At 41.0% G+C, this 26,204-nt stretch carries 24 protein-coding genes; 11 read left to right on the top strand and 13 right to left on the bottom strand.

What is annotated here, in order from left to right; translation table 11 throughout:
• Window positions 1-43: 43 nt before the first annotated feature.
• Together OIZ54_RS00220 and OIZ54_RS00215 are read right to left on the bottom strand one after the other, a co-directional pair.
• A complete protein-coding gene (locus OIZ54_RS00220; RefSeq protein ID WP_264389345.1) occupies window positions 44-2,596 on the bottom strand; it encodes a glycoside hydrolase family 3 protein in 2,553 nt (850 codons plus the stop codon).
• Window positions 2,596-3,870 carry a sugar MFS transporter gene (locus tag OIZ54_RS00215; RefSeq protein WP_264389344.1) on the bottom strand — a complete coding sequence of 425 codons (1,275 nt, stop codon included), beginning with the start codon at window positions 3,868-3,870 and terminating at the stop codon, window positions 2,596-2,598. Before OIZ54_RS00215 ends, OIZ54_RS00220 begins: the two co-directional genes overlap by 1 nt.
• A 258-nt stretch (window positions 3,871-4,128) precedes the next feature.
• On the opposite strand from OIZ54_RS00215, the gene OIZ54_RS00210 reads away from it, so the two are divergent.
• The 3 genes from OIZ54_RS00210 (at window position 4,129) to OIZ54_RS00200 (ending at window position 7,917) form a co-directional block, all read left to right on the top strand.
• Window positions 4,129-5,460 carry a GH1 family beta-glucosidase gene (locus OIZ54_RS00210; RefSeq protein WP_096041555.1) on the top strand — a complete coding sequence of 444 codons (1,332 nt, stop codon included), beginning with the start codon at window positions 4,129-4,131 and terminating at the stop codon, window positions 5,458-5,460.
• Between the two features lie 60 nt (window positions 5,461-5,520).
• Entirely contained in the window at window positions 5,521-6,849 is a 1,329-nt protein-coding gene (locus OIZ54_RS00205; RefSeq protein WP_264389343.1) for a glycoside-pentoside-hexuronide (GPH):cation symporter, read from the top strand.
• Between the two features lie 63 nt (window positions 6,850-6,912).
• The gene (locus OIZ54_RS00200) at window positions 6,913-7,917 is read left to right on the top strand and encodes a LacI family DNA-binding transcriptional regulator (RefSeq protein WP_096739481.1); all 1,005 of its coding nucleotides are present in this window, start codon (window positions 6,913-6,915) and stop codon (window positions 7,915-7,917) included.
• A gap of 52 nt (window positions 7,918-7,969) precedes the next feature.
• On the opposite strand, the gene OIZ54_RS00195 is transcribed toward OIZ54_RS00200, so the two are convergent.
• Both OIZ54_RS00195 and OIZ54_RS00190 read right to left on the bottom strand, forming a co-directional pair.
• Window positions 7,970-8,635, bottom strand: coding sequence for a DUF2987 domain-containing protein (locus OIZ54_RS00195; RefSeq protein WP_264389342.1), 666 nt, complete (start codon window positions 8,633-8,635; stop codon window positions 7,970-7,972).
• Entirely contained in the window at window positions 8,628-9,437 is an 810-nt protein-coding gene (locus OIZ54_RS00190) for a glucosaminidase domain-containing protein (protein WP_264389341.1), read from the bottom strand. Before OIZ54_RS00190 ends, OIZ54_RS00195 begins: the two co-directional genes overlap by 8 nt.
• Window positions 9,438-9,702: 265 nt before the next feature.
• On the opposite strand from OIZ54_RS00190, the gene OIZ54_RS00185 reads away from it, so the two are divergent.
• From OIZ54_RS00185 to OIZ54_RS00175, 3 genes are all read left to right on the top strand, one after another.
• Window positions 9,703-10,995, top strand: coding sequence for an anti-phage deoxyguanosine triphosphatase (locus OIZ54_RS00185; protein WP_096739480.1), 1,293 nt, complete (start codon window positions 9,703-9,705; stop codon window positions 10,993-10,995).
• A gap of 217 nt (window positions 10,996-11,212) precedes the next feature.
• Window positions 11,213-11,524 carry an Mpo1-like protein gene (locus tag OIZ54_RS00180; RefSeq protein ID WP_264389340.1) on the top strand — a complete coding sequence of 104 codons (312 nt, stop codon included), beginning with the start codon at window positions 11,213-11,215 and terminating at the stop codon, window positions 11,522-11,524.
• Window positions 11,525-11,969: 445 nt separating this feature from the next.
• On the top strand, window positions 11,970-14,537 hold the full coding sequence (locus tag OIZ54_RS00175; protein ID WP_264389339.1) for a TonB-dependent receptor plug domain-containing protein: 2,568 nt from the start codon (window positions 11,970-11,972) through the stop codon (window positions 14,535-14,537).
• 80 nt (window positions 14,538-14,617) lie between these two features.
• On the opposite strand, the gene OIZ54_RS00170 is transcribed toward OIZ54_RS00175, so the two are convergent.
• From OIZ54_RS00170 to OIZ54_RS00160, 3 genes are all read right to left on the bottom strand, one after another.
• On the bottom strand, window positions 14,618-15,661 hold the full coding sequence (locus OIZ54_RS00170) for a branched-chain amino acid aminotransferase (protein ID WP_083901793.1): 1,044 nt from the start codon (window positions 15,659-15,661) through the stop codon (window positions 14,618-14,620).
• A gap of 150 nt (window positions 15,662-15,811) precedes the next feature.
• Window positions 15,812-16,864, bottom strand: a complete 1,053-nt coding sequence (locus OIZ54_RS00165) for a fatty acid desaturase family protein (RefSeq protein ID WP_264389338.1) — start codon at window positions 16,862-16,864, stop codon at window positions 15,812-15,814.
• Window positions 16,861-17,904: a flavin reductase family protein gene (locus OIZ54_RS00160; RefSeq protein WP_264389681.1), complete on the bottom strand. Its 1,044-nt coding sequence runs from the start codon at window positions 17,902-17,904 to the stop codon at window positions 16,861-16,863. The genes OIZ54_RS00165 and OIZ54_RS00160 overlap by 4 nt, the downstream gene beginning before the upstream one ends.
• Window positions 17,905-18,250: 346 nt before the next feature.
• Between OIZ54_RS00160 and OIZ54_RS00155 the strand changes: the two genes are divergently transcribed.
• The 5 genes from OIZ54_RS00155 (at window position 18,251) to OIZ54_RS00135 (ending at window position 21,850) form a co-directional block, all read left to right on the top strand.
• The gene (locus OIZ54_RS00155) at window positions 18,251-19,405 is read left to right on the top strand and encodes a PQQ-dependent sugar dehydrogenase (protein ID WP_264389337.1); all 1,155 of its coding nucleotides are present in this window, start codon (window positions 18,251-18,253) and stop codon (window positions 19,403-19,405) included.
• Between the two features lie 454 nt (window positions 19,406-19,859).
• Complete coding sequence (locus OIZ54_RS00150; protein ID WP_055255833.1) at window positions 19,860-20,039, top strand: DUF6435 family protein; 180 nt, start codon at window positions 19,860-19,862, stop codon at window positions 20,037-20,039.
• A 102-nt stretch (window positions 20,040-20,141) separates the two neighbouring features.
• On the top strand, window positions 20,142-20,405 hold the full coding sequence (locus OIZ54_RS00145) for a hypothetical protein (protein WP_264389336.1): 264 nt from the start codon (window positions 20,142-20,144) through the stop codon (window positions 20,403-20,405).
• Window positions 20,406-20,525: 120 nt separating this feature from the next.
• The gene (locus tag OIZ54_RS00140; protein WP_264389335.1) at window positions 20,526-21,494 is read left to right on the top strand and encodes a hypothetical protein; all 969 of its coding nucleotides are present in this window, start codon (window positions 20,526-20,528) and stop codon (window positions 21,492-21,494) included.
• A 17-nt stretch (window positions 21,495-21,511) separates the two neighbouring features.
• Window positions 21,512-21,850, top strand: coding sequence for a hypothetical protein (locus OIZ54_RS00135; protein WP_264389334.1), 339 nt, complete (start codon window positions 21,512-21,514; stop codon window positions 21,848-21,850).
• Window positions 21,851-21,896: 46 nt separating this feature from the next.
• On the opposite strand, the gene OIZ54_RS00130 is transcribed toward OIZ54_RS00135, so the two are convergent.
• The 6 genes from OIZ54_RS00130 to OIZ54_RS00105 form a co-directional block, all read right to left on the bottom strand.
• Window positions 21,897-22,346, bottom strand: a complete 450-nt coding sequence (locus OIZ54_RS00130; RefSeq protein WP_264389333.1) for a GNAT family N-acetyltransferase — start codon at window positions 22,344-22,346, stop codon at window positions 21,897-21,899.
• Between the two features lie 31 nt (window positions 22,347-22,377).
• The gene (locus tag OIZ54_RS00125) at window positions 22,378-22,968 is read right to left on the bottom strand and encodes a DUF2238 domain-containing protein (RefSeq protein ID WP_004587214.1); all 591 of its coding nucleotides are present in this window, start codon (window positions 22,966-22,968) and stop codon (window positions 22,378-22,380) included.
• A 61-nt stretch (window positions 22,969-23,029) separates the two neighbouring features.
• On the bottom strand, window positions 23,030-23,821 hold the full coding sequence (locus OIZ54_RS00120; RefSeq protein WP_264389332.1) for an SDR family oxidoreductase: 792 nt from the start codon (window positions 23,819-23,821) through the stop codon (window positions 23,030-23,032).
• Between the two features lie 145 nt (window positions 23,822-23,966).
• Window positions 23,967-24,470 (bottom strand): DUF962 domain-containing protein, encoded by a 504-nt coding sequence (locus tag OIZ54_RS00115; protein ID WP_096739468.1) that lies wholly within the window; start codon window positions 24,468-24,470, stop codon window positions 23,967-23,969.
• 73 nt (window positions 24,471-24,543) lie between these two features.
• Window positions 24,544-25,230, bottom strand: coding sequence for a Crp/Fnr family transcriptional regulator (locus tag OIZ54_RS00110; RefSeq protein ID WP_264389331.1), 687 nt, complete (start codon window positions 25,228-25,230; stop codon window positions 24,544-24,546).
• The gene (locus OIZ54_RS00105) at window positions 25,227-25,883 is read right to left on the bottom strand and encodes a hypothetical protein (protein ID WP_264389330.1); all 657 of its coding nucleotides are present in this window, start codon (window positions 25,881-25,883) and stop codon (window positions 25,227-25,229) included. Before OIZ54_RS00105 ends, OIZ54_RS00110 begins: the two co-directional genes overlap by 4 nt.
• Window positions 25,884-26,204: the final 321 nt, after the last annotated feature.

Below are 26,204 nucleotides of genomic sequence, written 5' to 3'. Positions count from 1 at the left end.
CCTTCAATTGAAGGGCTTTGACATACACACTAAAACAAAATGATTACTGACATTTAAGCCCAGCAGAGTCTGCCTTATTAGGCACAAACTGAATGTTTGCTACCGACACTGAGGTTTTACTGCTTGCATGTAAACTAAACGGGCTTGTAAGGCTAGCAAAGTCTACGCCTTGGTTAGCAAAACAACGTAAGTCTACCGACACCGACTGCCATTTATTTTTGATTGATTGATCAACCATTTTACTCAAGGCAATCGCACCACCACACTCACCTGAACAAGTCATAGCAAGGTTTACGTCATCGGTTAGTGGCTCATTGAGTTTAATATCAAAACTAATAACGCCATTAGCCTCTAAATACGTAATGGTATCTTCTGCAAAGCTTGTGACTATTTCAGCACTTGCCTTTTGCTCGCCACTAAAATTAAATTGGCGCGCGTCTTCTTGAACTGTTTTATCCTCAGTACGGTATTTAAGTGCACCTAGTTGATGAGTACTGCTTGATACATCTAATAGCTCATCGCCAGATTTAAGTAATAAACGCCACGGAGCAACCGGTGCGCCAACTAAAATATCCATACTAGTGAGTGCTGAGTTATCTAATTTAGAGTCTTCGTCTAAATTATCAGCCAATACATTTTTATCGCCATAAGTTAAACCAAAGCCGTACGGTAATAATGGGCTGTAATCGTCATCGCCTTTATTAACCGTTGCTTGTACTGCTGTTTTAGGCCATGAAAACGAAAGCTTGCCGCTAAAGTCATGTTGAATACTGCCATCTTTGGCTTTTAAAATAACATCGGCAATACCGCCGCCCTCTGTACCTGGCAGCCATGCTGCAACAAATGCATCTGAGGCATTTAATTCACTGTTAACCCACATAGGGCGACCCGAAATAAATACCGATACAACCGTAATACCCTGCTCTTTTAACGACTTTAATAACGCGAGCGATTTTTTATTACCACGCTCAAATTCAAGGTTATCTCTATCGCCATGGCCTTCTGCATAAGGCTCTTCACCAAATACCACAACGGCTACATCTGGGCGCTGATCATATGAGCCATCCACGCTTAAAATGGCACGACCACCCGCCTCAGTAATGTGTTTTTCAAGACCCGCGTAAATAGACGTGGCACCAGGAAAATCAGCATTTTTGTTATTCGTCCCTTGCCAAGTAATACTCCAGCCACCCGACTGCTTACCTATGTTATCGGCTCCATCGCCGGCAATAAGTACAGTTTGGTTTGCATCAAGAGGCAAAATATTGTTTTTGTTTTTAAGTAAAACAAGTGATTCGCGTACTGCTTGACGCGCAACTTCGCGGTGCTGCTGCGCACCAATTAGCTCAGTTTTACCCGAAAACTGACGCTTAGCTGGGCTTGGTTTATCAAATAAACCGGCACGCAATTTAACGCGTAAAATTCTACTTACTGCATCATCAATGCGCGACATGCTGACTTCGCCAGCTTTCACTTGCGCTATGGTGTTTTCGTACAGCGGCTTCCAAGCGCCCGTTGGCACCATAAAAATATCAAGTCCCGCGTTAACAGCCTGTGCACAGCTTTCGTTTGTACAGCCTTCAATTTGGCCGTGGCCGTTCCAATCACCTACAACAAAGCCATCAAAGCCCATGCGGGTTTTAAGCACATCGGTTAACAGGTATTTATTGCCGTGGTTTTTAACCCCATGCCAGCTATTAAACGATGCCATAACCGACTGACTTCCCGCCGATAAGCCGCCTACATAACCTTGGGCATGTATATCAAACAAATCTTGCTCACTGTCGATATTATTACCTTGGTCATCGCCATCGACTGTGCCGCCATCACCTAAAAAGTGCTTAACGGTACTAATAACACGTTTATCACTTAAAAAGTCGCCATCGGCCTTGCCCTGTAAACCATTTACAATTGCGGCAGAATAATCGCGTACAATGCGAGGGTCTTCTGAATAACCTTCATAGGTTCTGCCCCAGCGGTCATCGCGCACAACTGCCACTGTAGGTGCAAATACCCAATCAATACCCGTTGCCATTACTTCAACCGCAGTGATAGCTGCTATTTGCTCAATCAATGCAGGGTTGTTTGCCGCTCCTAAACCAATATTATGCGGAAATAAGGTCGCGCCAATTACATTATTGTGACCATGCACCGCATCGGTGCCCCACATTGTGGGTATTTTACTGCCATCGATAGAGTCATCTACCGACGCCTGATAAAAATCTTCAGCCAATTTTACCCAATCCATTGGTGTTGCGTGTTTATCACCATTAGGAAACGCACCGCCCCCGTTTAGGTATGAGCCAAAGCCATATTTGCGCATGTCTTCAACGGTAATATCACGAATTTCTGGTTGAATCATTTGAGCTACTTTTTGCTCAAGTGTCATCGTTTTTAAATAATCGGCTATTTTAGCTTCAATTTCTGGGTCTTGTTTTACGGCAATATTAAGTTTTGGCCAAATTTTCTCTGTTTTAGACAACGCATTATTAGCTTCAGGAGTGGTTGTCGCGTCATTTGAACAAGCCGCTAAAATGCCTACTGATGCAATTAATGAGGCACGTGCTATTTTATTAAGTGAAAAAGGGGTTTTCATTATAGAGTCTCCTGAGCTTGAACTGGTTTGCTTCCGCTTAAACCATAAAACGCGATAAATAAGTAACAAAAAATAGGTAAAACATACGAAAGTTGAACACCCACGCTATCAGCAAGTGCACCTTGTAAAAGAGGCACTATTGCCCCCCCTACAATCGCCAAGCACAAAATACCAGAGCCTTGTGCGGTATGCTTACCAAGGCCATTTAACGCTAAACTAAAAATAGTTGGGAACATAATAGAATTGAATAAACCAACCAGTAGTATTGACCACATTGCTAATTGACCCGACGTGCTCATGGCAGTAACCACCAAAATAATAGCCATACTTGCGTTAAAGCCAAGTACTTTACCAGCGGGTAGTTTTTGCATTACCGCTGCACCAATAAAACGCCCCACCATAGCTCCACCAAAATAATATGTGATGTAGTGAGCGGCAACATGCTCTTTTAAACCGGCAATATTTTCTTGGGCTAAAAAGCTAACTAAAAAACTGCCAATCGCAACCTCTGCACCTACATACATAAATATACCCACAGCACCGAGTGTTAGGTGGCGGTATTGCCATGCACTACCTTCAATTGTCTCTGACTTTTCAGCGGCTTCTTTTTGCTCATTCATTATGTCTGGCAATTTAAGCCACGCAAAAATACCGGCTAATAAAATAAGCATGCCTGCTAATAGTAAATAAGGAAGTTGTACCGATTCTGCATTTTGTGCCGGTGTTAAAAACGCTTCAGAGGCAGAGTCAAGAATCAAAAATGCACCAAATGTAGGGGCAACCGTCGTGCCTAGCGCATTAAATGCTTGCGTTAAGGTAAGGCGAGAAGACGCTGTTTTAGGGGCGCCCAATAAGCTTACATAAGGGTTTGCAGAAACCTGCAACAAGGTAATACCGCTTGCCAGTACAAATAAAGCAAACAGAAATACCGGGTAATTGTGTAGCGCCGCGGCTGGGTAAAAAAGTACACAACCACATGCCGCTATAAGTAACCCCACTACAATGCCTTTTTTATACCCTAATTTTTTAACTATATAGCCACTTGGCAGTGACATTAAAAAATAAGCCCCAAAAAAACAAAACTGAACCAGCATTGCCTGAACATAAGTTAGGTTAAACACCGCTTTTAAATGCGGGATTAAAATATCGTTTAAGCAGGTAATAAATCCCCACATAAAAAATAAAGTAGTTAAAGAAGTTAATGCAAAACCATAGTTTTTATCTTGGTAGTTTTGCGACTGTGTGTGTGTCGTCAGTGGTGCTGAACTGGCCATGGGCTCTCCGCAATTTATTATTATAAATTAATGCAAAAGTCGTTATTAAAAATTGCCGTGTAACCCAGCAACATTAAAGAGTTGACCTTCGTATCAATTAACACTAATCTAAAAATGTAAGCGCTTTCACGTGTAATTAAATACGAACATGTAACATATTTCAACAAGTTTTATTTTTTTATAAACGCGCCCTTACGCTTCATCGCAGTAAATACAGTGGCTATTTATGCATTTAAGGTTTAAAAAGGTTTGTTACTAATGACAAAATTATCGTTACCATCTCATTCACCTCTATTAACAAAAAACTTTGTTTATGGTGTGGCTACGGCATCATTTCAAATTGAAGGCGGGTATGAGCATCGCCTGCCCTGTATATGGGATACCTTTTGCGATACACCCAACAAAATAGCCGACAGCTCAAATGGGCATGTTGCCTGCGATCATTACAATCAGTGGCAAAACGATATTGAATTAATAGACTCGCTTGGCGTAGATGCATATAGACTTTCTATCTCTTGGCCGCGCGTTATTACCTTATCGGGCGAGCTAAACCCTGAGGGCGTAAAGTTTTATACTAATATTCTTGATGAGCTTAATAAGCGCAACATTAAAGCGTTTGTAACGCTATATCACTGGGATTTACCTCAACATTTAGAAGATAAAGGCGGCTGGTTAAATCGCGATACAGCTTATGAATTTGCTCGGTATGTAAAGCTTATTAGCCAAGCATTTGGCGAGCGGGTATTTTCGTACGCGACCCTAAATGAGCCATTTTGCAGTGCCTTTTTAGGCTACGAAGTAGGCATACATGCCCCAGGTTTAGTGGGCAAAGAGTACGGTAAAAAAGCAGCGCACCATTTATTGCTTGCCCATGGTTTGGCAATGGATGTGTTAAAACACACCTCGCCTAATACTCAAAATGGTATTGTGCTTAATTTTACACCTTGCTACCCATTAACGCAGTCAGCAGAGGATATAAATGCAGCTCGCTACGCCGATGATTACTTAAATCAATGGTATATGAAACCAATAATGGATGGCCAATACCCCGAAATTATAAAACAGCTTCCTAGCAATCAGCAGCCTGAAATCCACCCTGGCGATATGGACATAATTTCACAATCTATTGATTACTTAGGCATTAATTTTTATACGCGCCAAGTATACAAAGCGCACCCTAGCGATATATACGAGCCACTTGCACCACAAGGGCCTTTAACCGACATGGGCTGGGAAATTTACCCGCAGTCGTTTACCGACTTACTTGTAACGCTTAATAACACCTACACCTTACCGCCTATTTATATTACCGAGAACGGCGCGGCTATGCCCGACACCATTAAAAATGGCGAGGTAAACGATGTAGATCGCCTAAACTATTATCATAGCCACTTAAATGCCGTGCACGATGCCACAGCGCAAGGGGTTAATATTATTGGTTACTTTGCGTGGAGCTTAATGGATAATTTTGAATGGGCTGAGGGCTACTTAAAACGCTTTGGTATTGTTTACGTTGATTATAAAACTCAGCAACGTACTATAAAAGCCAGTGGCCAAGCTTATAAAAGCTTGATACAAAGCCGTAAATAGTCAATAAAAGCTATTCGATTAATCGCATAAATAAAAATCAAAAAGCGAGAACCTAACATCATGATAAGTGTAAAAGAAAAAATAGCCTATGGCCTTGGCGATACGGCAAGTAATATTATTTTTCAAACAGTTATGATGTTTTTAATGCTTTACTACACAGATGTAGTAGGGCTTTCTCCAGCGGTGGTAGGCACCATGTTTTTAGTGGTTAGGTTGTTTGATGCCATCACCGACCCAGTGATGGGCAACTTAGCCGATAAAACCCAGTCGCGCTTTGGCCATTTTAGGCCCTATTTGTTGTGGCTTGCCCTGCCCTTTGCGCTTATTAGTATTTTAGCTTTTACCACGCCAGAGCTTGAAGGCACTGATAAAATTATTTACGCCTTTACTACCTACACCTTGCTTATGGTGGCGTATACCGCCATAAATATTCCTTATTGCGCATTAGGTGGCGTGCTCACTAACGATGTAAAAGAGCGTGTTAGCGTGCAATCGTATCGTTTTGTGTTTGGTATGTTAGGCGGCGTTATTGTTGCGGGCTGTACAATGCCAATGGTTGAATACTTTGGCCAAGGCGATAACGCCAAAGGCTACCAATACACCATGACGGCAATGAGCTTGCTTGGCTTAGTGTTATTTTTACTGTGTTTTTTTGGTACCAAAGAGCGCGTAGAGCAACCGCCTGAGCAAAACCTGTCGTTGTTTAAAAGTTTAAAAACCTTGATTAAAAACGATCAATGGCGAGTCCTGTGCGCTGCCGCGCTATTTTTACTCACTGGCCAAGTATTACGTTTAACCTTAGGGGTTTATTACGTTAAATACTATTTAGGGCAAGAAGATTTAATTACCTCCTTTATGACCCTAGGAGTGGTTGCCAGTATGGTTGGGTGTGCGTGTGCTCAGCCGTTGGCTAAGCGATTTTGTAAAATAAAAGCCTATATTAGTTTGCAGTTAATCGCTGCGGGCATATGTATTGCGAGCTATTTTATCTCCCCTGATAACATTACCTTGGCATTTGCCGCCTTTATTCTGTGGAAGTTTTTTTTAGATATGGCCACCCCGCTACTATGGGCAAAAATGGCCGACACCATAGACTACGGACACCACAAAACTGGGGTAAGAATTACTGGCCTTGTGTATTCGGGCGTTATATTTTTTATAAAAATGGGTGTGGCGTTAGGCGGTGCAATTGCAGGCTGGCTTCTCTCTTTTTATAATTACCAGGCGCAAACAACGCAGAGCCTTGATACGCAGCAGGGTATTTTATTATCGTTTACTATTATACCGGCGTTTGGTTCTTTGTTTGTTGCATTTATTATGCGTAAATACACGCTCAATAACGTACAGTTAGCCTCTATACAGGCATCGCTAAAAACTAGTGCTAGTTAACATTTGGTGGGTACGGTATTATTTGCCCGCCAAAATAAAGGATATAAGTGAGTTAACAATAACATGGCCACAATTTATGAAGTGTCGGAGCTTGCTGGCGTATCGTTAGCTACAGTGTCACGGGTAATGAATAAAAACACCCGCGTAAGTGAAAAAACCACTAAAAAAGTACTCGATGCAATGCAGCAGCTGGGCTATAAGCCCAATTCTATTGCGCAATCGCTTGCCTCAAACAGAACCAACAGCGTGGGTATTTTGGTATCAGAGCTTCATGGTCCTTTCTTTGCTCAAATGATGGCAGGCATAGAGTCAGCCCTGCGCGCCGCGGGTAAGCACGTTATTATTACCACCGGTCACAGTGAAGACGATAAAGAAAAAGACGGCATTGAATTTTTAATTAGCCGCAAATGCGATGCGCTAATTTTACATGTAGAGTCAGTCAGTGATGACTACTTAATTGAGCTAAGTAAAGGTAAAACCCCTATTTACCTTATTAACCGATACGTACATTCACTTGAAAGTAACTGCATTAGCCTAGATAACGAACTCGGCGGCTACTTAGCCAGTAAATCTATTGTTGAACAAGGCCACACAAATATAGCTTATATCGCGGGGCCGCAAGTTAAAGCCGATGCCAGAAACCGTTTAAAAGGGCATAAAAAAGCGCTGCACGAAAAAAACATTCCCTTTAATGAGGCGCTGTTTTACGAAGGTGATTTTAACGAAATTGGCGGCAGCAAAGGCCTTGAAAAACTACTCAACACGCGTATTCCGTTTAGTGCTTTAGTGTGTGCCAACGATGAAATGGCATCAGGTGCTATGAAATACGCCCGAGAGCATGGCTTTAATTTACCAAACGATTTGTCGGTTATTGGCTTTGATAACGTTATATTTGCCAATTATCTTTACCCTACACTTACCACCATAGATAACCCAGTAGAAGAAATGGGTGAAATGGCTGCAAAAATGGTGCTACAAGATGTGTATCAGTATAAAAACTTACACATAAACCGCGTGTTTGAACCCACCCTTATAAAACGTGACTCAACACAAGCACTGCCAAAATAACGCATAAAAAAACGGCGCTATATTAAGCGCCGTTTTTATTAAACCCTGCAACTTATTTTGCTATCCAGGGAGTTACTTTAACTACGTTTTCTATACCACCGAGCAGATTTACGTCATCTTCCCAGTTATCCTGTACTGCAAAGTAGCAGATTAATTTTTCGCACTGTATATGTGGGTTATTAAAGGTTACAGGCTCTTTAAATGTTACAGCAACGCCTTTTTGCTCTGGCAATAAAAACCACATAAGCTTACTAACAAAAAAGCCCGATAAATCTGTTAAAAGTTCATCTAACTCGTTATTAATTGTGTACAACGAATCTTTAGTTAAGCTAAGCCCTTCAAATTCGCTGGCCTCAATTTGCAATTTTAACTGACAATCGTGATCAGGGTTTTGTGGCTCTACAACAATAACGGCTTTATCCGTATCGAGCTGCTTATCAAACGGTAAAAGTAACTGTGCTTTATCGGTAAAATTAAGCGGGTATTCGTTATTTTCAGTTAAAATTGTGCCGCTTTTAATAGCGCATGCCTCGTTTGTGGCAATATCGCTAATGTAAAAGTTAACTCGTGCATACTGAAAGTCGCCCTTGTTAACCACTTTTAATCTATCGTAAAAGCCATCGTACGACATAACAAACTCTTTGGCATTGACGGTACTTGCCGCCAAACTTAATAAAATGAGTATGGCGTTAATATTTATGAGTCGTTTTTTATTCATCAAAGTAAGCTCTGTTTTGGTTAATCATGGTGTTTAGCTCTTCTATGTAGGCCTCGCCGCGCTCTGAGTACGACATTAAACCATGCGTTAGTGCCGTTGCCGCAATGGGCTTTTGCTGTTGTCGTAAATCTTCGCGTATCAGGCGTAAATCTTTGTAGGCATTATGCGTGTTTATATTTCTAAAATACGAGCTTACTGCCGCGCGTACCGACTTAAATGCAGCAACTTCGTGCGCCGCTCCACTATTGCGGCGTCTTGGCACCATACCGCAGCCTTTTGAATAACACCATTGGCCAAAAAAGTTAAGCCCTATGCGTGCAAAGCGCGATGTACCCCACGCCGACTCATTCGCCGCTTGCATTAGCGCAAGTTCTTTAGGAATAATATCAACACGGCGCAGCGCTTGGCTTAAAATTAGGGTGTTTACTGTTTCAGGTAAGCCATAGGCTTTTAAAATATTAACGATGTCGCGCTGTTGTTTTTGCTCGAGCGGTTCGTTGTATTCAAGCATCATACGCGCAATTTCTAACTTAGCGCGTTGCTGTAATATTTTTTTATTTTCAGCCTCAACATGTGGGCGAATAAAATCAAAAAATGCCTGTTTTTTCTCTTTTACATCAGTAAATTCAGAAAATTTAGGCAAGGTAACATTGTGCAGGGGTTTTTCTTTTTTCTTTACTTTTTTAGGTTGTTCACCTGTGGTTTGTTCTTCAACCTCTTGCTCATTACTTTGCATAAACGGATATGCAAGCGCCCATAAAAAAAATACGCTTAGTAACAGCTTTAAAATGGTTTTTAGCATGTAGTCTCTCTTTCAAACAACAATTATGCATGGGTAATACACACACATACGAAACCCCATTATACCTAAGCCACTATATAAACGCGAATAACACCCTGTGTGTAACCCTTTAAGGGCCACGCTTTGCTAAAAAATGCTAAAGTGGCTGCTTGCGATAAATATATTATCCACCAGCTAAGGTTATGTACTTGTTCATTCGCAATTTATTAGGGCATGGGTATACTGAGCTTATACCGTGTATAACAACGTTTTGTGAGTAAGCAGTATGGATAAGCAATGGCAAAGCCGAATAATAGAACAGTATAAAAATCGCCCTAATGATAATCGCTCCCCCTGGCAGGTAGACCGCTCTCGTATAATTCATGCTGCAGCTTTTAGGCGCTTACAAGCAAAAACCCAAATTATGGGGATAGGCTTAAACGACTTTTATCGCACACGCTTAACGCATTCTTTGGAGGTATCGCAAATTGGTACCGGCATATTGCGGCATTTAAAAGCACAGCACAGCGATTTTGAACACTTCCCCTCTACCGGTTTATTAGAAACCTTATGTTTAGCCCACGATATAGGCCATCCCCCGTTTGGCCATGGCGGCGAAATTGCCTTAAATTATATGATGCGTGAGCACGGTGGATTTGAAGGCAACGCACAAACATTACGTATAGTCGCTAAACTTGAGCCTTACTCTAACGGCCACGGCATGAACCTAACGCGCCGCACATTGCTTGGCTTTATTAAATATCCCGCATTTATAGACGATTTATGGCACACCATTCCGAAGGTAAATAATACACGTTCATTTATAAAAGCAGATGATTGGCGCCCCGCTAAAGGCTTATACAAAGACGATGCACAAATATTTGAATGGATCATTGCCCCTTTAAGCGACAACGACAAAGCCCTATTAACAAGCCATACGCCAATAGATCAGTTCCGTGCAAAAACCCGTTATAAATCGTTAGATAGCGCCATAATGGAACATGCCGATGATATAGCATATGCAGTGCACGACCTAGAAGATGCCATAGCCACTAAAGTGCTGACACTAGATGATTGGCAAACACACGCATTACCCCACTTAAACGCGCTTAATTACGATTGGTTAAACACTAAATTAGACTCGCTTACCCAACGCTTATTTTCAAAAAACGATTTTGAGCGTAAAGATGCCATAGGCGAGCTGGTAAATATGTTTATTATTCATATTCATTTAGATGTTCAGCATGGTGATTTTGAGTGCCCTATTTTAAAGTACACTGCAAAGCTAGACCCACAGTACGAGCACGTTTTACAAATACTTAAGCATTTTGTATTTAATCGCTTAATACGCGACCCAGAAATGCAGCAAATAGAGTTTAAAGGTCAAAACTTACTGATTGAATTATTTACCGCTTTTGCCAGTGACCCACTGCGTTTATTACCCGAAACAACGCAAGCGCTTTATCTAGACGCTGAAAAACAAAACCAAGGGATGCGCATAATATGCGACTACCTAAGCGGCATGAGCGATGAGTACGCCTATAAAACCTATCAGCGGTTATTCTCACCAGTACAATAAAAAGCCAAGAGCACACCATGTTAAGCGTTTGGTTAAACTAAGAGCCTGTGTAAGGGGTTATAGCAAATAAATAGGCGTGCGCAGGAGGCGTTATCGAGCCCACTCGGTTACAAACTTAGCGCCGCGATTAAATAACCTCTTGTTTGCAAAAATTTTTCCTGCAAAATCTAGCAGGCCCTTGTATATTTAATAAACTATAAAAATAAGAGCATTGACTATGAACACACCACACACTTTTAACTCCTTTAAAGCGTTTTACCCGTATTACTTAAAAGAGCACCGCAATGTAACCTGCAGAAGGCTTCACTTTATTGGCAGCACGCTAGTACTTGCAGTCATCTTTATTGCATTAATCAAGCAGCAATATAGCTTGCTGTGGTTATTACCGGTTATTGGCTACGGATTTGCTTGGATTGGGCATTTCTTTTTTGAAAAAAACCGCCCCGCCACTTTTAAGCACCCCCTTTATAGCTTATGGGGAGATTGGGTCATGTTTAAAGATACACTTATCGGTAAAATAAAATTTTAATTTTTATATTATTTTATTATAAAAATCACTCATAACCTTTTTAAACGCTATACAAATTTCAGCTTAAATAATCTGCTCTTTATATGTTAATTCATTTAACATATAAAGGTGGGTTATACATTTAATTTAACAAAACACTGAGTAACAGCCATTATTAAAGGCGTACACACTGCTCTTACCTGTTAACTAAAAGTAAACTTAATGGTTGCCAATTATTTTAAGCTCCATCAGTTACTTACAAACCCTAGCCTATTTATAGCTTTTACCTCATTTAGTTTTATTAATTAAACCTTGTAACTATATATCCCTTAATTTTAATTGAATGTTATTCAATTGACTCATTTTGTTAATGCGGTTTATGTTCTCAAAGCAGCTCCATTAAAAAGTAGCGGCTATAAAAACAAAAATTTTTAAATCAATGGGTGATCAGATGAGGATTAACAACATGAATCAAAGCCTACCGCTTAGGTTAAATAACTTAAAAGTGAGTACAGCAGTGGCTGTGGGTGCATCGCTTTCGCTATTTGGTGCGTTTTCTGCACACGCGGCACAGCAAACACCTCAAGTACAAGAAGATATAGAGCAAATTAGCGTAATTGGCTCACGCCGTTTAGGGCGCACAGTTGAAGACAGCGCCGTACCTATTGATATTATTGGCGCTGAGGCGCTTACCAGCTCAGGCCTTACGGAAACAAACGCGCTACTGAGCAATTTGTTACCAAGTTTTAACTTTCCACAGGCATCGCTTACCGATGGCAGCGACCATGTACGCCCTGCACAACTACGTGGTTTAGCACCCGATCATACCTTAGTGCTGGTTAATGGGAAGCGTCGTCATAGTAGCGCACTGCTTAATTTAAATGGTTCAACGGGCCGTGGCTCATCTTCTGTAGATTTAAATGCAATACCAGCTAATGCTATTGAACGCATTGAAGTTTTACGTGATGGCGCTGCGGCGCAATACGGCTCTGATGCTATAGCGGGTGTGATTAATATTGTACTTAAAAGCGCAAGCAGCGGCGGCTCCCTTGCAGCTATTTATGGGGCTAATATCACCGAGATGGATGGTGTGCCTCAGCTTGAATCGGTATCTGAGGGTAGCGATGGCAACCTAGCATTTACCGAAGGCGGCGATCGCTCTTTAACCGATGGGCAAACGCTCACTTTGCAAGGTAATATTGGTTTAGAGCTTGGTGATAATGGCTTTTTAAACATTTCGACTGAATACCGCGACCGCCACTCAACTAACCGTGCCGATTACGATCAACGCGAAAACTACGACCGATTAGAAGATGGCTCGCTCGACCCCCGCGAGTTTACAGTTAACCGTTATAACCATAACTTTGGTAATGGGGATGTAGAAGACCTATCGGTTTTTTATAATGCAGGTTATCAATTAACAAACGATATCGATTTATATTCGTTTGGCTCTTACAGCAAACGTGAAGGTGAAGGCGCTGGTTTTTATAGACGCGCAAGCGATAGCCGTAATATAGAAGAAATATACCCCGACGGTTTTTTACCTGTGATCACCTCAGATATAAACGACTACTCACTCGCGTTAGGTGTTAAAGGCTTTATAAGTGATTGGAACTACGATGTATCGGCTGTGTATGGTGAAGATGCATTTGAATTTGGTGTAACCAATAGTTTAAATACCTCATACGGCCCAACAAGCCAAACACGCTTTGATGCAGGTACGCTGACATACGATCAACTTACTTTAAATGTTGATTTAAGCCGCGAAGTGGATGTCAGCTTTTTAGAAAGCGCAGTAAGTGTTGCCATTGGGGCTGAGTACCGCACAGAAGGCTATCAAATAGAAGCTGGCGAAGAAGCCTCATACGCACAAGGCTCATTTGGCCCAGGTGGCGTAGTCACAGGCGAAGATGGCCCATTTGGTGCAGCAGGTGCGCAAGTATTTCCAGGCTTTACCCCCGAATCAGAAGGTGACAACAGCCGCCATAATGTAAGCTTTTACATAGACTTAGAAACCTACCTGACAGATGATTGGAATATAGCTGTGGCAGCCCGTTACGAGGATTACTCAGATTTTGGCGATACACTTAACGGCAAAATTGCAACGCGCTATTCGTTAACTGAAGATTTAGCCATACGCGCTTCAGCCTCAACAGGGTTTAGAGCGCCTTCATTACAACAGCAATATTTTACCTCGGTTGCTACCGTATTTGTTGATAGCGTTCCGACCGAAACCGGCACCTTTGCACCAAGCAGCGATGTAGCCAAAGCGCTTGGCTCACCGGGCCTTGATGCCGAAGAAGCCACTAACTACGGGGTTGGCTTTACTTGGTCTACCGACTTTAATTTCAGCTTATCGGTTGATTACTATCAAATACTAATTGATGACCGTATTGTTTTATCTAACAATTTATCGGGCGCAGCAATAGAAGAGCTACTAGCAGGCACAGGCGCTAACCAAGGCCGCTTTTTCTTAAACGCTATAGATAGTAAAACGCGTGGTGTTGATGTGGTTGCCTCGTACAACTTAATTACCGATGGCTATGGCGATATTGCCTTTAACTTAGGGTATAACTACGGCAAAAATGAAGTCACTGATATTATTGACCCGCCCGCTGAACTACAAGGTGCTGGGTTTGATCAAGACAACTTGTTCTCAGGTACAGAGCTGCGCCGCTTTGAAGTAAGCACCCCGCGCAATAAATATAATTTAAGTGCTACATGGACCCATGATGCGCTGCGTACCACACTAAGAACTACGCGTTATGGTGAAACCCAAGACCCTTCATCAACGCCTGAACTAAACGAGATATTAAAGCCTAAGTGGATCACTGATTTAGATGTAGCCTATGCCGCTACCGATAACCTAACGCTTAGTTTAGGTGCCAATGACATTTTTGATGTATACCCAGATCCTACCCGCGAAAATGTAGAAGAAGTTTCTACTTTTTCTCGCTTGTTTGCTTATTCGAGCTTTTCGCCCTACGGATTTAATGGCCGTTACGTGTACGGCAAAATAGAAATGAAGTTTTAAGCGCTAAACATTTCAAAAAGTACTCAAAAACACAAAAGCCACCTAGTCGGTGGCTTTTTACTGCGAACTGCTCAAATCAATTAGATTTTAGTTAACCAGCCGTGTTTGTCTTCACTTTTACCCCATTGAATATCGTTCAATGCTTGGCGTAATCGCGCTGTTGTAGGGCCTGGCTCGCCACTGCCTACTTTGTATTCTTTATCGTTATGAATAAACGTGCCTACCGGTGTTAATACCGCAGCAGTGCCTGAAAGTGCAGCTTCTGTGCCTGGCTTTGCAGCACGCTCTAAAAGCTCAGTAACGCTAAAGTTACGCTCGCTTACCGTCATGCCTAAATCTTTTGCAATGGTTAAAATGCTATTACGGGTTACGCCATGTAAAAACGTGCTATCAAGCGCTTTGGTAATAATTTCGTTACCATCAATAAGAATAAAGTTAGCAGCACCTGTTTCTTGTACGTCTCCACCTGGGCAAAACAAGATTTGATCGGCTTGGTATTTTTCGCGCGCTGCGCTAATTGGTGCAAGTGCACTGGCGTAGTTACCGCCACTTTTTACCATGCCCATGTGCGGGGCACAGCGCATGCCATCTTCTTCAAGTAATACACGCAGTGCAGTAGCGCCGCCGGTAAAGTAATCGCCAACTGGCGATAAAAGTGTATATAACAACGAGCTCATTGACGGCGCAGCCGCTTTACCAATCGCAGCCTCTGTCCCTATATGAGTTGGGCGAATGTACATAGAGCCTGGTGGTAAGGGCGTTTCATCAGCATACTCTTTAACAATCTCGATAATCATGTCTTTTAGCATTTGACCGTCAAAGCTTGGTAAGCTTAATAACGCAGAGCTTTGCTGCATACGCGCAATGTTTGCATCTATTCTAAAAATATAAATAGAGCCATCTTCGTGGCGAAAAGCTTTCAAGCCTTCAAAACACGTGCTTGAATAATGAAGGACGTGCGCGCCCGCATGAAGTTCAAGTTTATCGGAAGGGACGATTGAGCTTTCGCTCCATTGGTTATCAGAAAAACGAGCTTGAATCATCTGCGGCATAAACACGGTACCGAATGCGGCCATTTTAATCTCTCTTGTGTGGTCTATTTTTCTCCATTGTATGACATTCATGCATCATTTAACCATAGCAAAACTGAGGCTTTTTTAATTATCAAAAAGAATTTTTTGCAACTGCTGTTTATAAATTGTCCATATTGCTAAGCACATACACAAAAGCCGATTAATGCATCTTCAGTAATCGGCTTTTTCAAGGCACATTATTTATTTAAACGAGTACCGGATAATACGTTTTAATACCGAGCTATACTGTTTAAAAAAACCACCTGTATGATAATCAATACCGTGTTTTTGCATAACGGCTTGCACTTGCGGGGCCACTTCTTGATAGCGAGAGGACGGCATATCTGGAAATAAGTGATGCTCAATTTGGCAACTTAAATGCCCAGTTAAAACATGAAACCAGTGCGGGCCTTTAATATTTGATGAGCCTAAAACTTGGCGATAGTACCACTTCCCTTGCGTTTCGTTTATGCAGTCTTCTTGTTTAAAGGTTTCGGTGTCCTCGGTAAAGTGGCCACAAAAAATAATGGTTGAGGTCCATAAATTACGGATTAAATTTGCCAGTAAGTTGCCTGCTAATACCCATAAAAACAAAGGGCCTGCCAGTAAAGGAAATATCACATAATCTTTTATTAATTGGCGCGCACCTTTACTAAAAAAGCGCTGTTTTAGGGTAGAATGCGATACACCCCCTTCGCGGTTTTCTTTCTTTTTACCTATAAACACACGTTCCGCTGCCAGCTCGTGATACGACACACCCCACTGAAACAGCACACTTAAATTTATATATGTAATAAACTGCCACACATTTTTTAAGCGCCATTTAAAATCATTGCTTAAACGTAATAAACCATAACCAAAGTCGCGGTCTTTACCAATAATATTAGTGTAGGTGTGGTGCTCAAAGTTATGAACGCGATGCCAGCTTTGCCCATCGCAAGCAATATCCCACTCAAAATGTTGCGAGTTAAGCTGCTTGTCGTTCATCCAATCGTATTGGCCGTGCATAACATTGTGGCCAATTTCCATGTTGTCTAAAATTTTTGCCAGCGCTAATAACAGTACACCCGCAACCCATAAAAGTGGCTGAATAAAGCCCAGCATAAGTAAAAAACGGCCACTCCACTCACATAGCCGCTGCTTTTTAACAACCGAGCGAATGTAGTTTGCATCTTGTTGCCCTACTTTGCCTAGCGTATCCAATTTTATGCTATCTAAATCGTGGGCTAACTGATCAAAGTTTATGTTTTTCATAGTTGTAACTCCAAGTCGCTAACAGGTTGACTTACACACAGTTGAATTAACTGCTCGCCGTTATCACTCAACTCACCAGTTTTTAAATTACGCACCACGCCAGACTTTTTAATGCACTGGCACTGGTGGCAAATACCAATGCCACACCCGCGTTTAACCGGTAATTGTTTTTCCTCAAACTGTGCTAACAATGCATTGTTAGCATTTACGACATGAGCGCTGCTATTAATCTGTACGTTAAACAGGCTGTCGTCATTTTGGCTTGGCAGCGTTAAACCAAATGCCTCTTGGTAGTAATTTAAATGATGTTTTTTAGCAAAGTCACACACCGTTTTCATAAAGTTTGCAGGCCCACAGCAGTATATGTCAGGGTTTTCCCATACATTTACATGGCGAGTAATATCATCTGATTGCTCGCGTGTGAGCAGTAAAAACGAAAAATGCGAAAACTGGTTTGCTAATGCGCTTAGCTCGTCTACACATTGGTGCGCTGCGGCTTTGGCATAATAAATCAGCGATACTTTTTGTGTGGTATGTTTTAAATGCTCACTAATCATGGCAAGCATAGGTGTAATACCTGAGCCGCCAGCTATAAACGTTGCATTGTTTTGGGTGTTTTTATAAACAAAGTCGCCACTAGGCGCTGAAATATTGCACCACTCACCGACTCGTAAAGCACTGCTTAAAAGGCTTGTAAAACGCCCTTGCTCATTAGTTTTAATTAATAAACGCACCAAGCCCGTAGTTTTAAATTGCTCAGGGCTTGAGGCAACCGTAAAAACACGAGTTAATAAACGCCCGTTTATTTCTACCGTTAAACTAATATGTTGGCCAGCAATGTGTGCCTGCCAGTGCTGAGTAGGCTTTAAGGTAATACTTAAAAAATCACCATTGTGCTGCGTCAGCTCTTCTATTTTTGCTCTATAAAGACCAGCACGCCACGCAGGCTTAACCATTTGCATAATGGGCTCAATGTAGCCTGCAAAGCTTTGATGGTGTAAAAACCACTTCGAAAATTGGTCTAATACTTTAGTAATCATCACTATTAATCTCTTGGATATTAAATATTGAATTTGAACTTACATGTGTACGCTCAAACTTCAGCGCACAAGTGTACGCCCAAAAAAATTAATTTCAATAGTATTAGAGTAAATATTCAGTTTTTTAGCACAGTTTTTACGCAGCTCACTAATTTAAAGTGCTGTACTAAAGCCTCAATTAAGGTGTAATAAATAGCTGTTTAAAATATTAAAACCAGCCATACAACACTGCGGGTAAACTCTTTATGATTGAAATATATATAGTTTTTATTAAAGCGCTACATTTAGCAAAATCTGCAGCAGCATGCTAATGTAGGTATTACTTGCTTATTTATTGGACAGGGATATGACTGCGTTTATACCTACAAAAACGATTGCTAAAACATTATCAACGGCGTTTATAGCTGTACTCGTTTCAACGCCAGTGGCAGCTGTAGATTACAAAACCCTTGATGTGTTACCGCTCAATGTAAAGGCCGTCAGTGTGGCTAAAGGGGTAACTATCCCCTGGGCTATTGGGCCGTTAAGTAACGGTGATTTACTTATAACCGAGCGAAGCGGCACACTTTATTTACTGCCTAAAAACTCAGCTAACTTAACTAAGCTCTCGGGTTTGCCACAAATTGATGCTAATGGGCAAGGCGGTTTACTAGATTTAGCCCTACATAGCGGACCAGACGATAGCCAATGGCTTTACATAACTTACTCAAGTACCCAAGGCGCTAAAAGTGGCAGTAATACAGCCCTAATGCGCGCCAAGCTTAGTGACGATCGCACTGAGCTTTTAAACACACAATTACTATACAAAGGTGAGCATAACAGCACAAAAGGCCAGCACTACGGAAGCCGTATTGTGTTTGATAACCAAGGGTATGTTTACTTTTCGATTGGCGATCGCGGCTCGCGCGATAAAAACCCGCAAGACTTAACCCGTGATGGCGGTAAAATTTATCGCTTACACACTGATGGCCGTATTCCTAAAGATAACCCGTTTGTAAATCAAAAAAGCGCTAAACACGCTATATGGTCATACGGACACCGTAACCCTCAAGGCATGTGGTTTGATAAAACAACACAAACGTTATGGTCTCATGAGCACGGCCCACGTGGCGGCGATGAGCTAAACATAATTAAAGCGGGCGCTAATTATGGCTGGCCTGTGGTTAGTTATGGGATTAATTACAGCGGTACTTCGTTTACCGACATACAAGAAAAAGACGGCATGCAATCGCCCGTACTGCATTGGACCCCCTCCATAGCCCCTTCTGACATGTTATTGGTTAGCAGCGATAAGTACCCGCATTTAAAAGGCAAGCTTTTGCTATCGTCTATGAAGTTTTCGTTTTTAAGTGCACTGGAAATATCTAACAAAGGTGTTTCAAAGCAATATAAAATTTTAGAAGGAATAGGCCGCGTCCGCAGCTTAGCACAAGGCAGTGATGGCTATATTTACTTAGGCATTGACGGACAAGGAATTAAACGCCTTGAGCCTGAGCAATAAAACCGTTAGTAACCGCAGCATAGCAAATAATGCGTTTACCTTGTTTTTATATAACAAGGTAAACGCCCTTCAGCTAAAAGAACTATTTAGCTCTTTGTAGCGTATGGTAATGCTAGGGCGTGTTGATCTTTGATGGTTGAATTTGCAGCAGTATGTTTGGTTTTTAGGCAAGGCAAAGCCTATGAAGTGTGGTTACTCCCTATAAATAGGCGATAACGCAGCATAAATGCCAAACATGCGCTGCCCTTCGGGTTCTGCCTAGGGGCGATAAACTCTTTGTTGCCTACATGGATGTAGGTAAGGGGCGTGAGCAGGACGCGGAAGCTTTACTCGGTTTTTACTTAGCCCACTAGGTTACAAACCTCGCGCCGCGATTTAATCGCCCCTAGATTGAACAAGTTTCAATCCGCAAAGATCAACACGCCCTAATACTTTTATAAAACTAAGGAGCCCCATGTTTTCACTATTTAAATCAGACCCGACAAAAAAACTACGCAAAGAGTACGACGCAAAGCTTGAGCAAGGCATGCAAGCACAGCGTAAAGGCGACATTAAAAGCTACGCCATGTTAAGCGCAGAAGCCGAAAAAATCTGGAGTGAAATAGAAGCGCTTGAAGCAAAAAAAGCTAAGTAAATTCGTATTAAACGTGTCTGTACTGTTTTAAAAAAGCCGTTGCATCGGACCAAAACAAGCTTAGCCAATGGACAGGGGCATTAGCATGAAAGGAGTCAGCGTTTGGAAGCATTATTTTTCCTCTATTTTATTTTGATCATTTATGCGTTGCTAATTCGTTTTGCTTCAAGGCATGAAATACGCGCACAATGTGACGGAAAAATATATAAGTTCCAATCCGTTTCAGCTGTTTTAATTACATCTTTAGCTAGCGCATCCCTCAGCTTTTTATTCGCAGAGCATTTCGCTGATTGGCTGTATCAGTTTATTCCTGCTTTTATTGTGGCATCTATAGTAGCAGTTGATAAACCTATTAGATTACAGTAACTTTATGCTAACAAGAGTTTCAAGTGGAACAAAATACAGTGGGCTTTTTATTCACTACGTCATGTATTTTAGCCATCTGAATTTAGCCTCTTAAATGGACGTTAGCCCGCCTGGAGATTTATGAGCATTCCCTTAGTCTACATTGATCAAAATATCATTGGCCTCCAGTTGTTAGGACATATAAATCTTAGCAAAAGAGATGACATGAAATGGGTTTATTCGAAGGAACATTATGCGGAAATCAAGCGAGCTGATGACCCAGAAAAATATTTAAATGTGCTAAATGAGATTGGCGCAAAAATGTTGGACCTTATACTTGACGAAAACTGGAAAATTACCGGTGAAGCAAGATTGATCGAAGATCTTACTCCATTTGAGAATTATCAGAACTATATTGAAGCAATAGGGAACGTAGAATTCGATGAAACCATTTTTGATCCATTTCAAGTGTGGATGAACGGTGGTGGAGATGAGGGTCCCTTAAAAGAACTTTCAGATAATTTAGCGAATCAAGTTTTGCAACTAACATCAGATTTACCATATAACACAACAGGAATGCCTAACAAAATCGGCGCCATCAAACCTGAACTTGATTCGATGGTTGACGATATGATTTCGAACGGAAATGACATAAAAAAGACTAGAGCTGCACTTGGTGATAAAAAAGGCACTCTTGGCACTGTCTCTGAAGAACATCAGATTGCCCAAATTTGGGAGATAATATCTCCAACAATGGAAGACTCTGGCATGAACTGCGATCAATTCTTTGGGTTTGATCCCATTGATAATCAAGGTTATGAGTTATGGCCAGTGTATCTTGGCATAGTTGGATGCAATGCAGTTATGGATATTTTGGGATTCCAAGCGGAAAAGAAGTGCAGAAAAATTAGTAAAATCCAAAATGTGAGAAGTGATGCTGGTCATATTGGAATGGGAGCATACTGCTCTGCAATCTTGTCAGAGGATAAGAGACTAGTGAAAAGAGCAAAAGCCATTTATGAATACAAAAACATAGTTACTTCATCAATATTGATAGAGAAAGATGCTAAAAAGTCAATCCAGCCGACCGCTAACGTGTCGGCTGATTAAAGCGTTAGGCACCAAGGATGATTAAATTAATAAAGTATCTGCTAATAATATTTCTTATAATGCTTCTTGCAGTTATAACTCTTTTTACCATACATATTTTAAACGGTGATGATGACGCTACCTACGAGCTTAGAGGCCGATATAAAACTTCACTAGACGGTAAAACCTATTTGGTAATTGAAGATAATAATGGTGGCAATTGTGGGCCTTTACTCGTAGATAAAAAAGAGTGGCCATATGGTCTGAACGCTAAAGGAGAAGTGAAACCTGGGGAGCATAGAATTGAGTGTGGCGGATGGAGGGGAATTAGCATCCAAAAAGGCACTACTTATTATTTTGATTACTGGGGTCCATAAAATGGCTAAAAAGTTGCTTACATAGGCATTGCTCTTCCCTCGTTTACTATACCTCTCGATTACTTTCCTCATACACATTTGCAGGATTTATTTGCATTAGCAGTGCTGGATCTATCGGTTTAAACCCGTATTGCGCATAAAGGCCATGGGCATCAGAAGTGGCTAATAAAAAGCGCCTGAGCCCTTGCAGCTCAGGGTGCTCTACTATCGTTTTAATAAGTAACTTGCTCAGACCATTACCTCGCAAATCTGGGGTAACAAATACATCAGCCAAATAGGCAAAAGTGGCGTTGTCGGTTACTACGCGGGCAAAACCCACTTGCTCGTTATCAGCGCTGTAAACACCAAAGCACATTGAGTTATCAATCGCTTTTTGCATAACGCTTTTAGGTATTCCTTTAGCCCAATAGCTATTAACAATAAAGTTATAAATAACGTTAAAGTTAAGCTTGCTTTTATCTGTGCTTATCGTGAAATTATGGGTATTTACAGTCATAATTTATTGTCTTTTAGTAACAAAATTTGAATCAATAATCTTTAACATTTTTTAACTGTTTATCATGTACTTTTGAAAGCAGCAATATCGAGCAAATAGCCCCAAGTAATGCAATTCCCATATCAGATTGAGTATCCCATACGTACCCTTGCGTACCTAAAAATGCTTCTGCGTTTTCACCGCTTAACACTGCAACCCACCACTCTATTAGTTCGTAAAAAGCACTAAACGCTAAACATATCGATACAACAAACACATTTAGCCAGCCTTTACCATTGACTACGTTTTTACGTAGTAATATTTCACGCGCTAATAATGCAGGCACAAACCCTTGAAAAAAGTGCCCTACTTTGTCGTAGTTGTTACGCTCACTGCCAAATAAGTTATCAAACCAAGGGACTTCGGCGTAGGTGTAATGCCCGCCAACCATTAGCACAATACAATGCGCTAATATAAAGCCATATAAAATGGGGGTGAGTTTAAAATGCTTATAGCTGCTTGCCATAAGCACTAAACCAATTATTGCGGGGATAACTTCAAGCAGCCAAGTAAACTGATCTTTTGGGTTAATTCCGGACCAAGTTAATACAATAAAAAACAGGCCAAGCCATAAATACTTCATTTAGAATCCTTGTCTAAATTGATTGAATTTACAGCATTTTATATCTCTAAATCGCCCGATGCTACCGATAGTTTGTTTTAGCGGTTAATCGATTAAATACGCGAGGAAAAAACCGTTTAATGGTCGGTGCCCAGCCACTTAGGCCTTTGCCAACAATCACTTCGTCTTTTTGATTATAAATTGCGAGGATCATTTTTTTAGCAGCTAGGCTTACATCCATGCCATTTTCTATTGAGTGCTCTGGCTTGTTTTGTGCTATGCCTTGCTCGTTTAACGAATTATGTGCAATGGCGGTTTTAATAGAGCCGGGGCAAATAGTTAAGCAATGAATATTATGCTCTGCAAGCTCTGCACGCAGGCAATCCATAAAACCCACTACTGCATATTTAGAGCCTGAATAGCCCGTTCTAAATTTAGAGCCTACTTTACCCGCAACGCTACTAATTGAGACTATTGAGCCTCTGCGCCTAGCAACCATAGTAGGCGCTACCGCTTTGGTAAGTGCAATGAGGCCAAAATAGTTAACTTCCATCAACTGGCGGTAAACATTAAATTCGTTTTCTAAAAATAAGCTGCGCTGCGATACCCCACCGTTATTAATTAAAATATCGATAGCAGGTAATGTACTCATTAAATCAGTAACCTGAGCTAAAACAGCTTCAGGCGCTGACAAATCAAGAGGCACAATTACGTGGCCATCCCCATGTAAGCTTTGTTTTAGTTCGTTAAGTTTATCAACGCTTCTGGCTGATAAAATAACCTTGGCACCCAGTGCTGCAAACTGTATTGCGAGCTCTTTTCCAATACCTGATGATGCGCCGGTGATCCATACGGTTTTATTGTTGTATTGCATGGGTTATTTGCCTTTATTATTTTATCCGCTGCTAATAGCAATCGTGTTAATTTTTATACGTTTATAACGACATATATATGATTTATAACGCGGTTAACGCTTTATTTAGTACACTCGAATAACTAAATATTTAAGCCGCTTAGCGTTATGCTTTGGTAGGGCCTGCTATGGCGTTAACTTCATGCTCTAGCGATTTATAAAGCCCCATTAAAAATAAAAACTCAACGGTTACATACAACGGGCCAATAATTAAGCCAATTAAATCATCTACAAACGCAGGCTTTTTACCCTCATAGTAATGGCCAATAAACTGCAGCACCCATCCAAATACAAACACGCCCACACCAATACTTAACCAAGGCCAAAAAGCCATAGCAGCGATTGGCTGGGCTGCTAAAAGCAATAAGGTAAACAGTACACCCATTATTAAGCCAAGTGACACGCTCAGCATTAAGTAATACACCACGCTTGCAAAAACAAAAAGCTGCGCGCCATCAATAAGCAGGCTACCAATGGGTATTTGAATACGCGCTAACAAGCACAGCACCGCAAATACAATAAGCGGAATGCCAAAAAAATGAGTTAAAACATTGCGTTTAGAGCGATGGTACAAACCGTATGTACCAAGCTGTTGCTGTAGAGTTTTCATGTGTGTGCCTTTTATTGTGATTTTTTACACTATATCAGGCTTTTAAAATATCACTCTGTCGGGTAACCGACATTTACTGATTACAAAGTAGCTCTAAAGCAGATTGGTTTAAAATGGTCACTTTGTTATAGCCGACCTCAATGAGTTGCTGCTTTGCTAATTTTTTTAGAATTTGATTGGCGGTTTGCCGTGTAAGGTAAGTCATATCAGCCAATTGTTGCTGAGACAAAGTAAACGTATGGCCATTACTATGCGCTAAATGCGCGCACAATATAAGTAAGCGTTTTGCAACGCGCTGCTCGGCACTTAATAGTGCGTGATCTTCCATGCTAGTAAACATAACTCGCAATTTTTGGGCAAGGAGTAACCCAAAGTCTTGCCAATAATGCGGGTATTGTTTTAACAATTGCTCAAGTGTATGTTGCCCAATAAAACACAGTGTTACATCGGTTTGCGCATAAACATCGTGGGTGCGCATTCCGCGGTCAAATAAAGTGACTTCGCCAAACCACAGCGAGGCGTCAACAAAGCTTAAAACAGCTTCTTTACCATTATTACTTACCCCACTAATACGCACCACACCACTTAATACAGCATAAATACCGTCGTGTTTATCACCTCGTAAAAAAAGAGATTGGTGCGCGCTAAGGCTTAAAGTTTTTGCGTGGCTTAGTAAAAACTGTTTTAAGTGTGCATCACGCTTAGAAAACCACTGCCCTTGTTCAATAATGTTACAATGTGCTTTACTTAATCCATTCATTGCATTGTGTTTATATGTGGTTGAAGCTCTATCGCCAACGACTTAGGCAAGTCTAAATTACTGGCAATAACAAAGTCGTTATACGCCTCATTACCAGAGAAAAACTCCGCAATAAGCGTTTTATTTTTATATACGTTCACTGAAACACCACTGCCCATACCACCAGCATTAATAATGTAGTAATAGTAATCGCCTTTGTTAAAAAACAAAATACTTTCGCCTACTTTCCCTATTTGACGATAGTAGCTACCAAATGGCTGCGCGGCAGTGGCCGTATACTCTAGGCCAATTTTTTGCTCAGTGCCATAACGATAAGTAATAGCTGAGTTATCATTGGCCACACACACAGACAAAATATTATCAGTGGGTTTTAGTGTATAAGTCACTTTTGCGGTTGGGTTGCGTATAACCTTTTTCATTTTTGCATTTATATACGCTGTTTCACCACGTTTACAGTGACTTGGTACAATTCCCTCTATTAGGCCTTCAACAACAAGGTGCTTTTGCTTAATAGCAGTAGCCGGTAAATTAGCGTTTTCGTTTTTAGCCACTAACGGCGTTTTACTGCTACTAAATAAACTCACTTCCTCATCGCAACCATTTAAAAAGAGTACGGGAATACAATAGCAAAAAGAGATCAATTTGAAACTCATACTAATTCCATCTAATACAACTTAACCTTAAAATAGCGGCAAAATTAAGCACTAGCAACCATTAAAAATGGTAAGTTTTATAAATCTTTTTTTTAACCATGTTATGCAAATATTGCTTTACTATTTAGTGACTTATTTAATATTTATTTACACATTAATTGGTTTATTTACGAACAATTCATAAACCAATTAATACCCGTATGTCTATTTTCAATATAGGGACAATAAGCCCTCTTTTTATAATACTTAAACACAGAAATTGCGAATAAATGTTGGCTTAGCGTAAAACAATGTTGGCTTTTATTAATACAAATTCGCTTG

The sequence above is a fragment of the Pseudoalteromonas sp. A3 genome, from assembly GCF_025942345.1.
GTDB classification, from domain to species: Bacteria; Pseudomonadota; Gammaproteobacteria; order Enterobacterales; family Alteromonadaceae; genus Pseudoalteromonas; species Pseudoalteromonas atlantica.
This window is presented reverse-complemented; position numbering and strand designations above follow the sequence as displayed.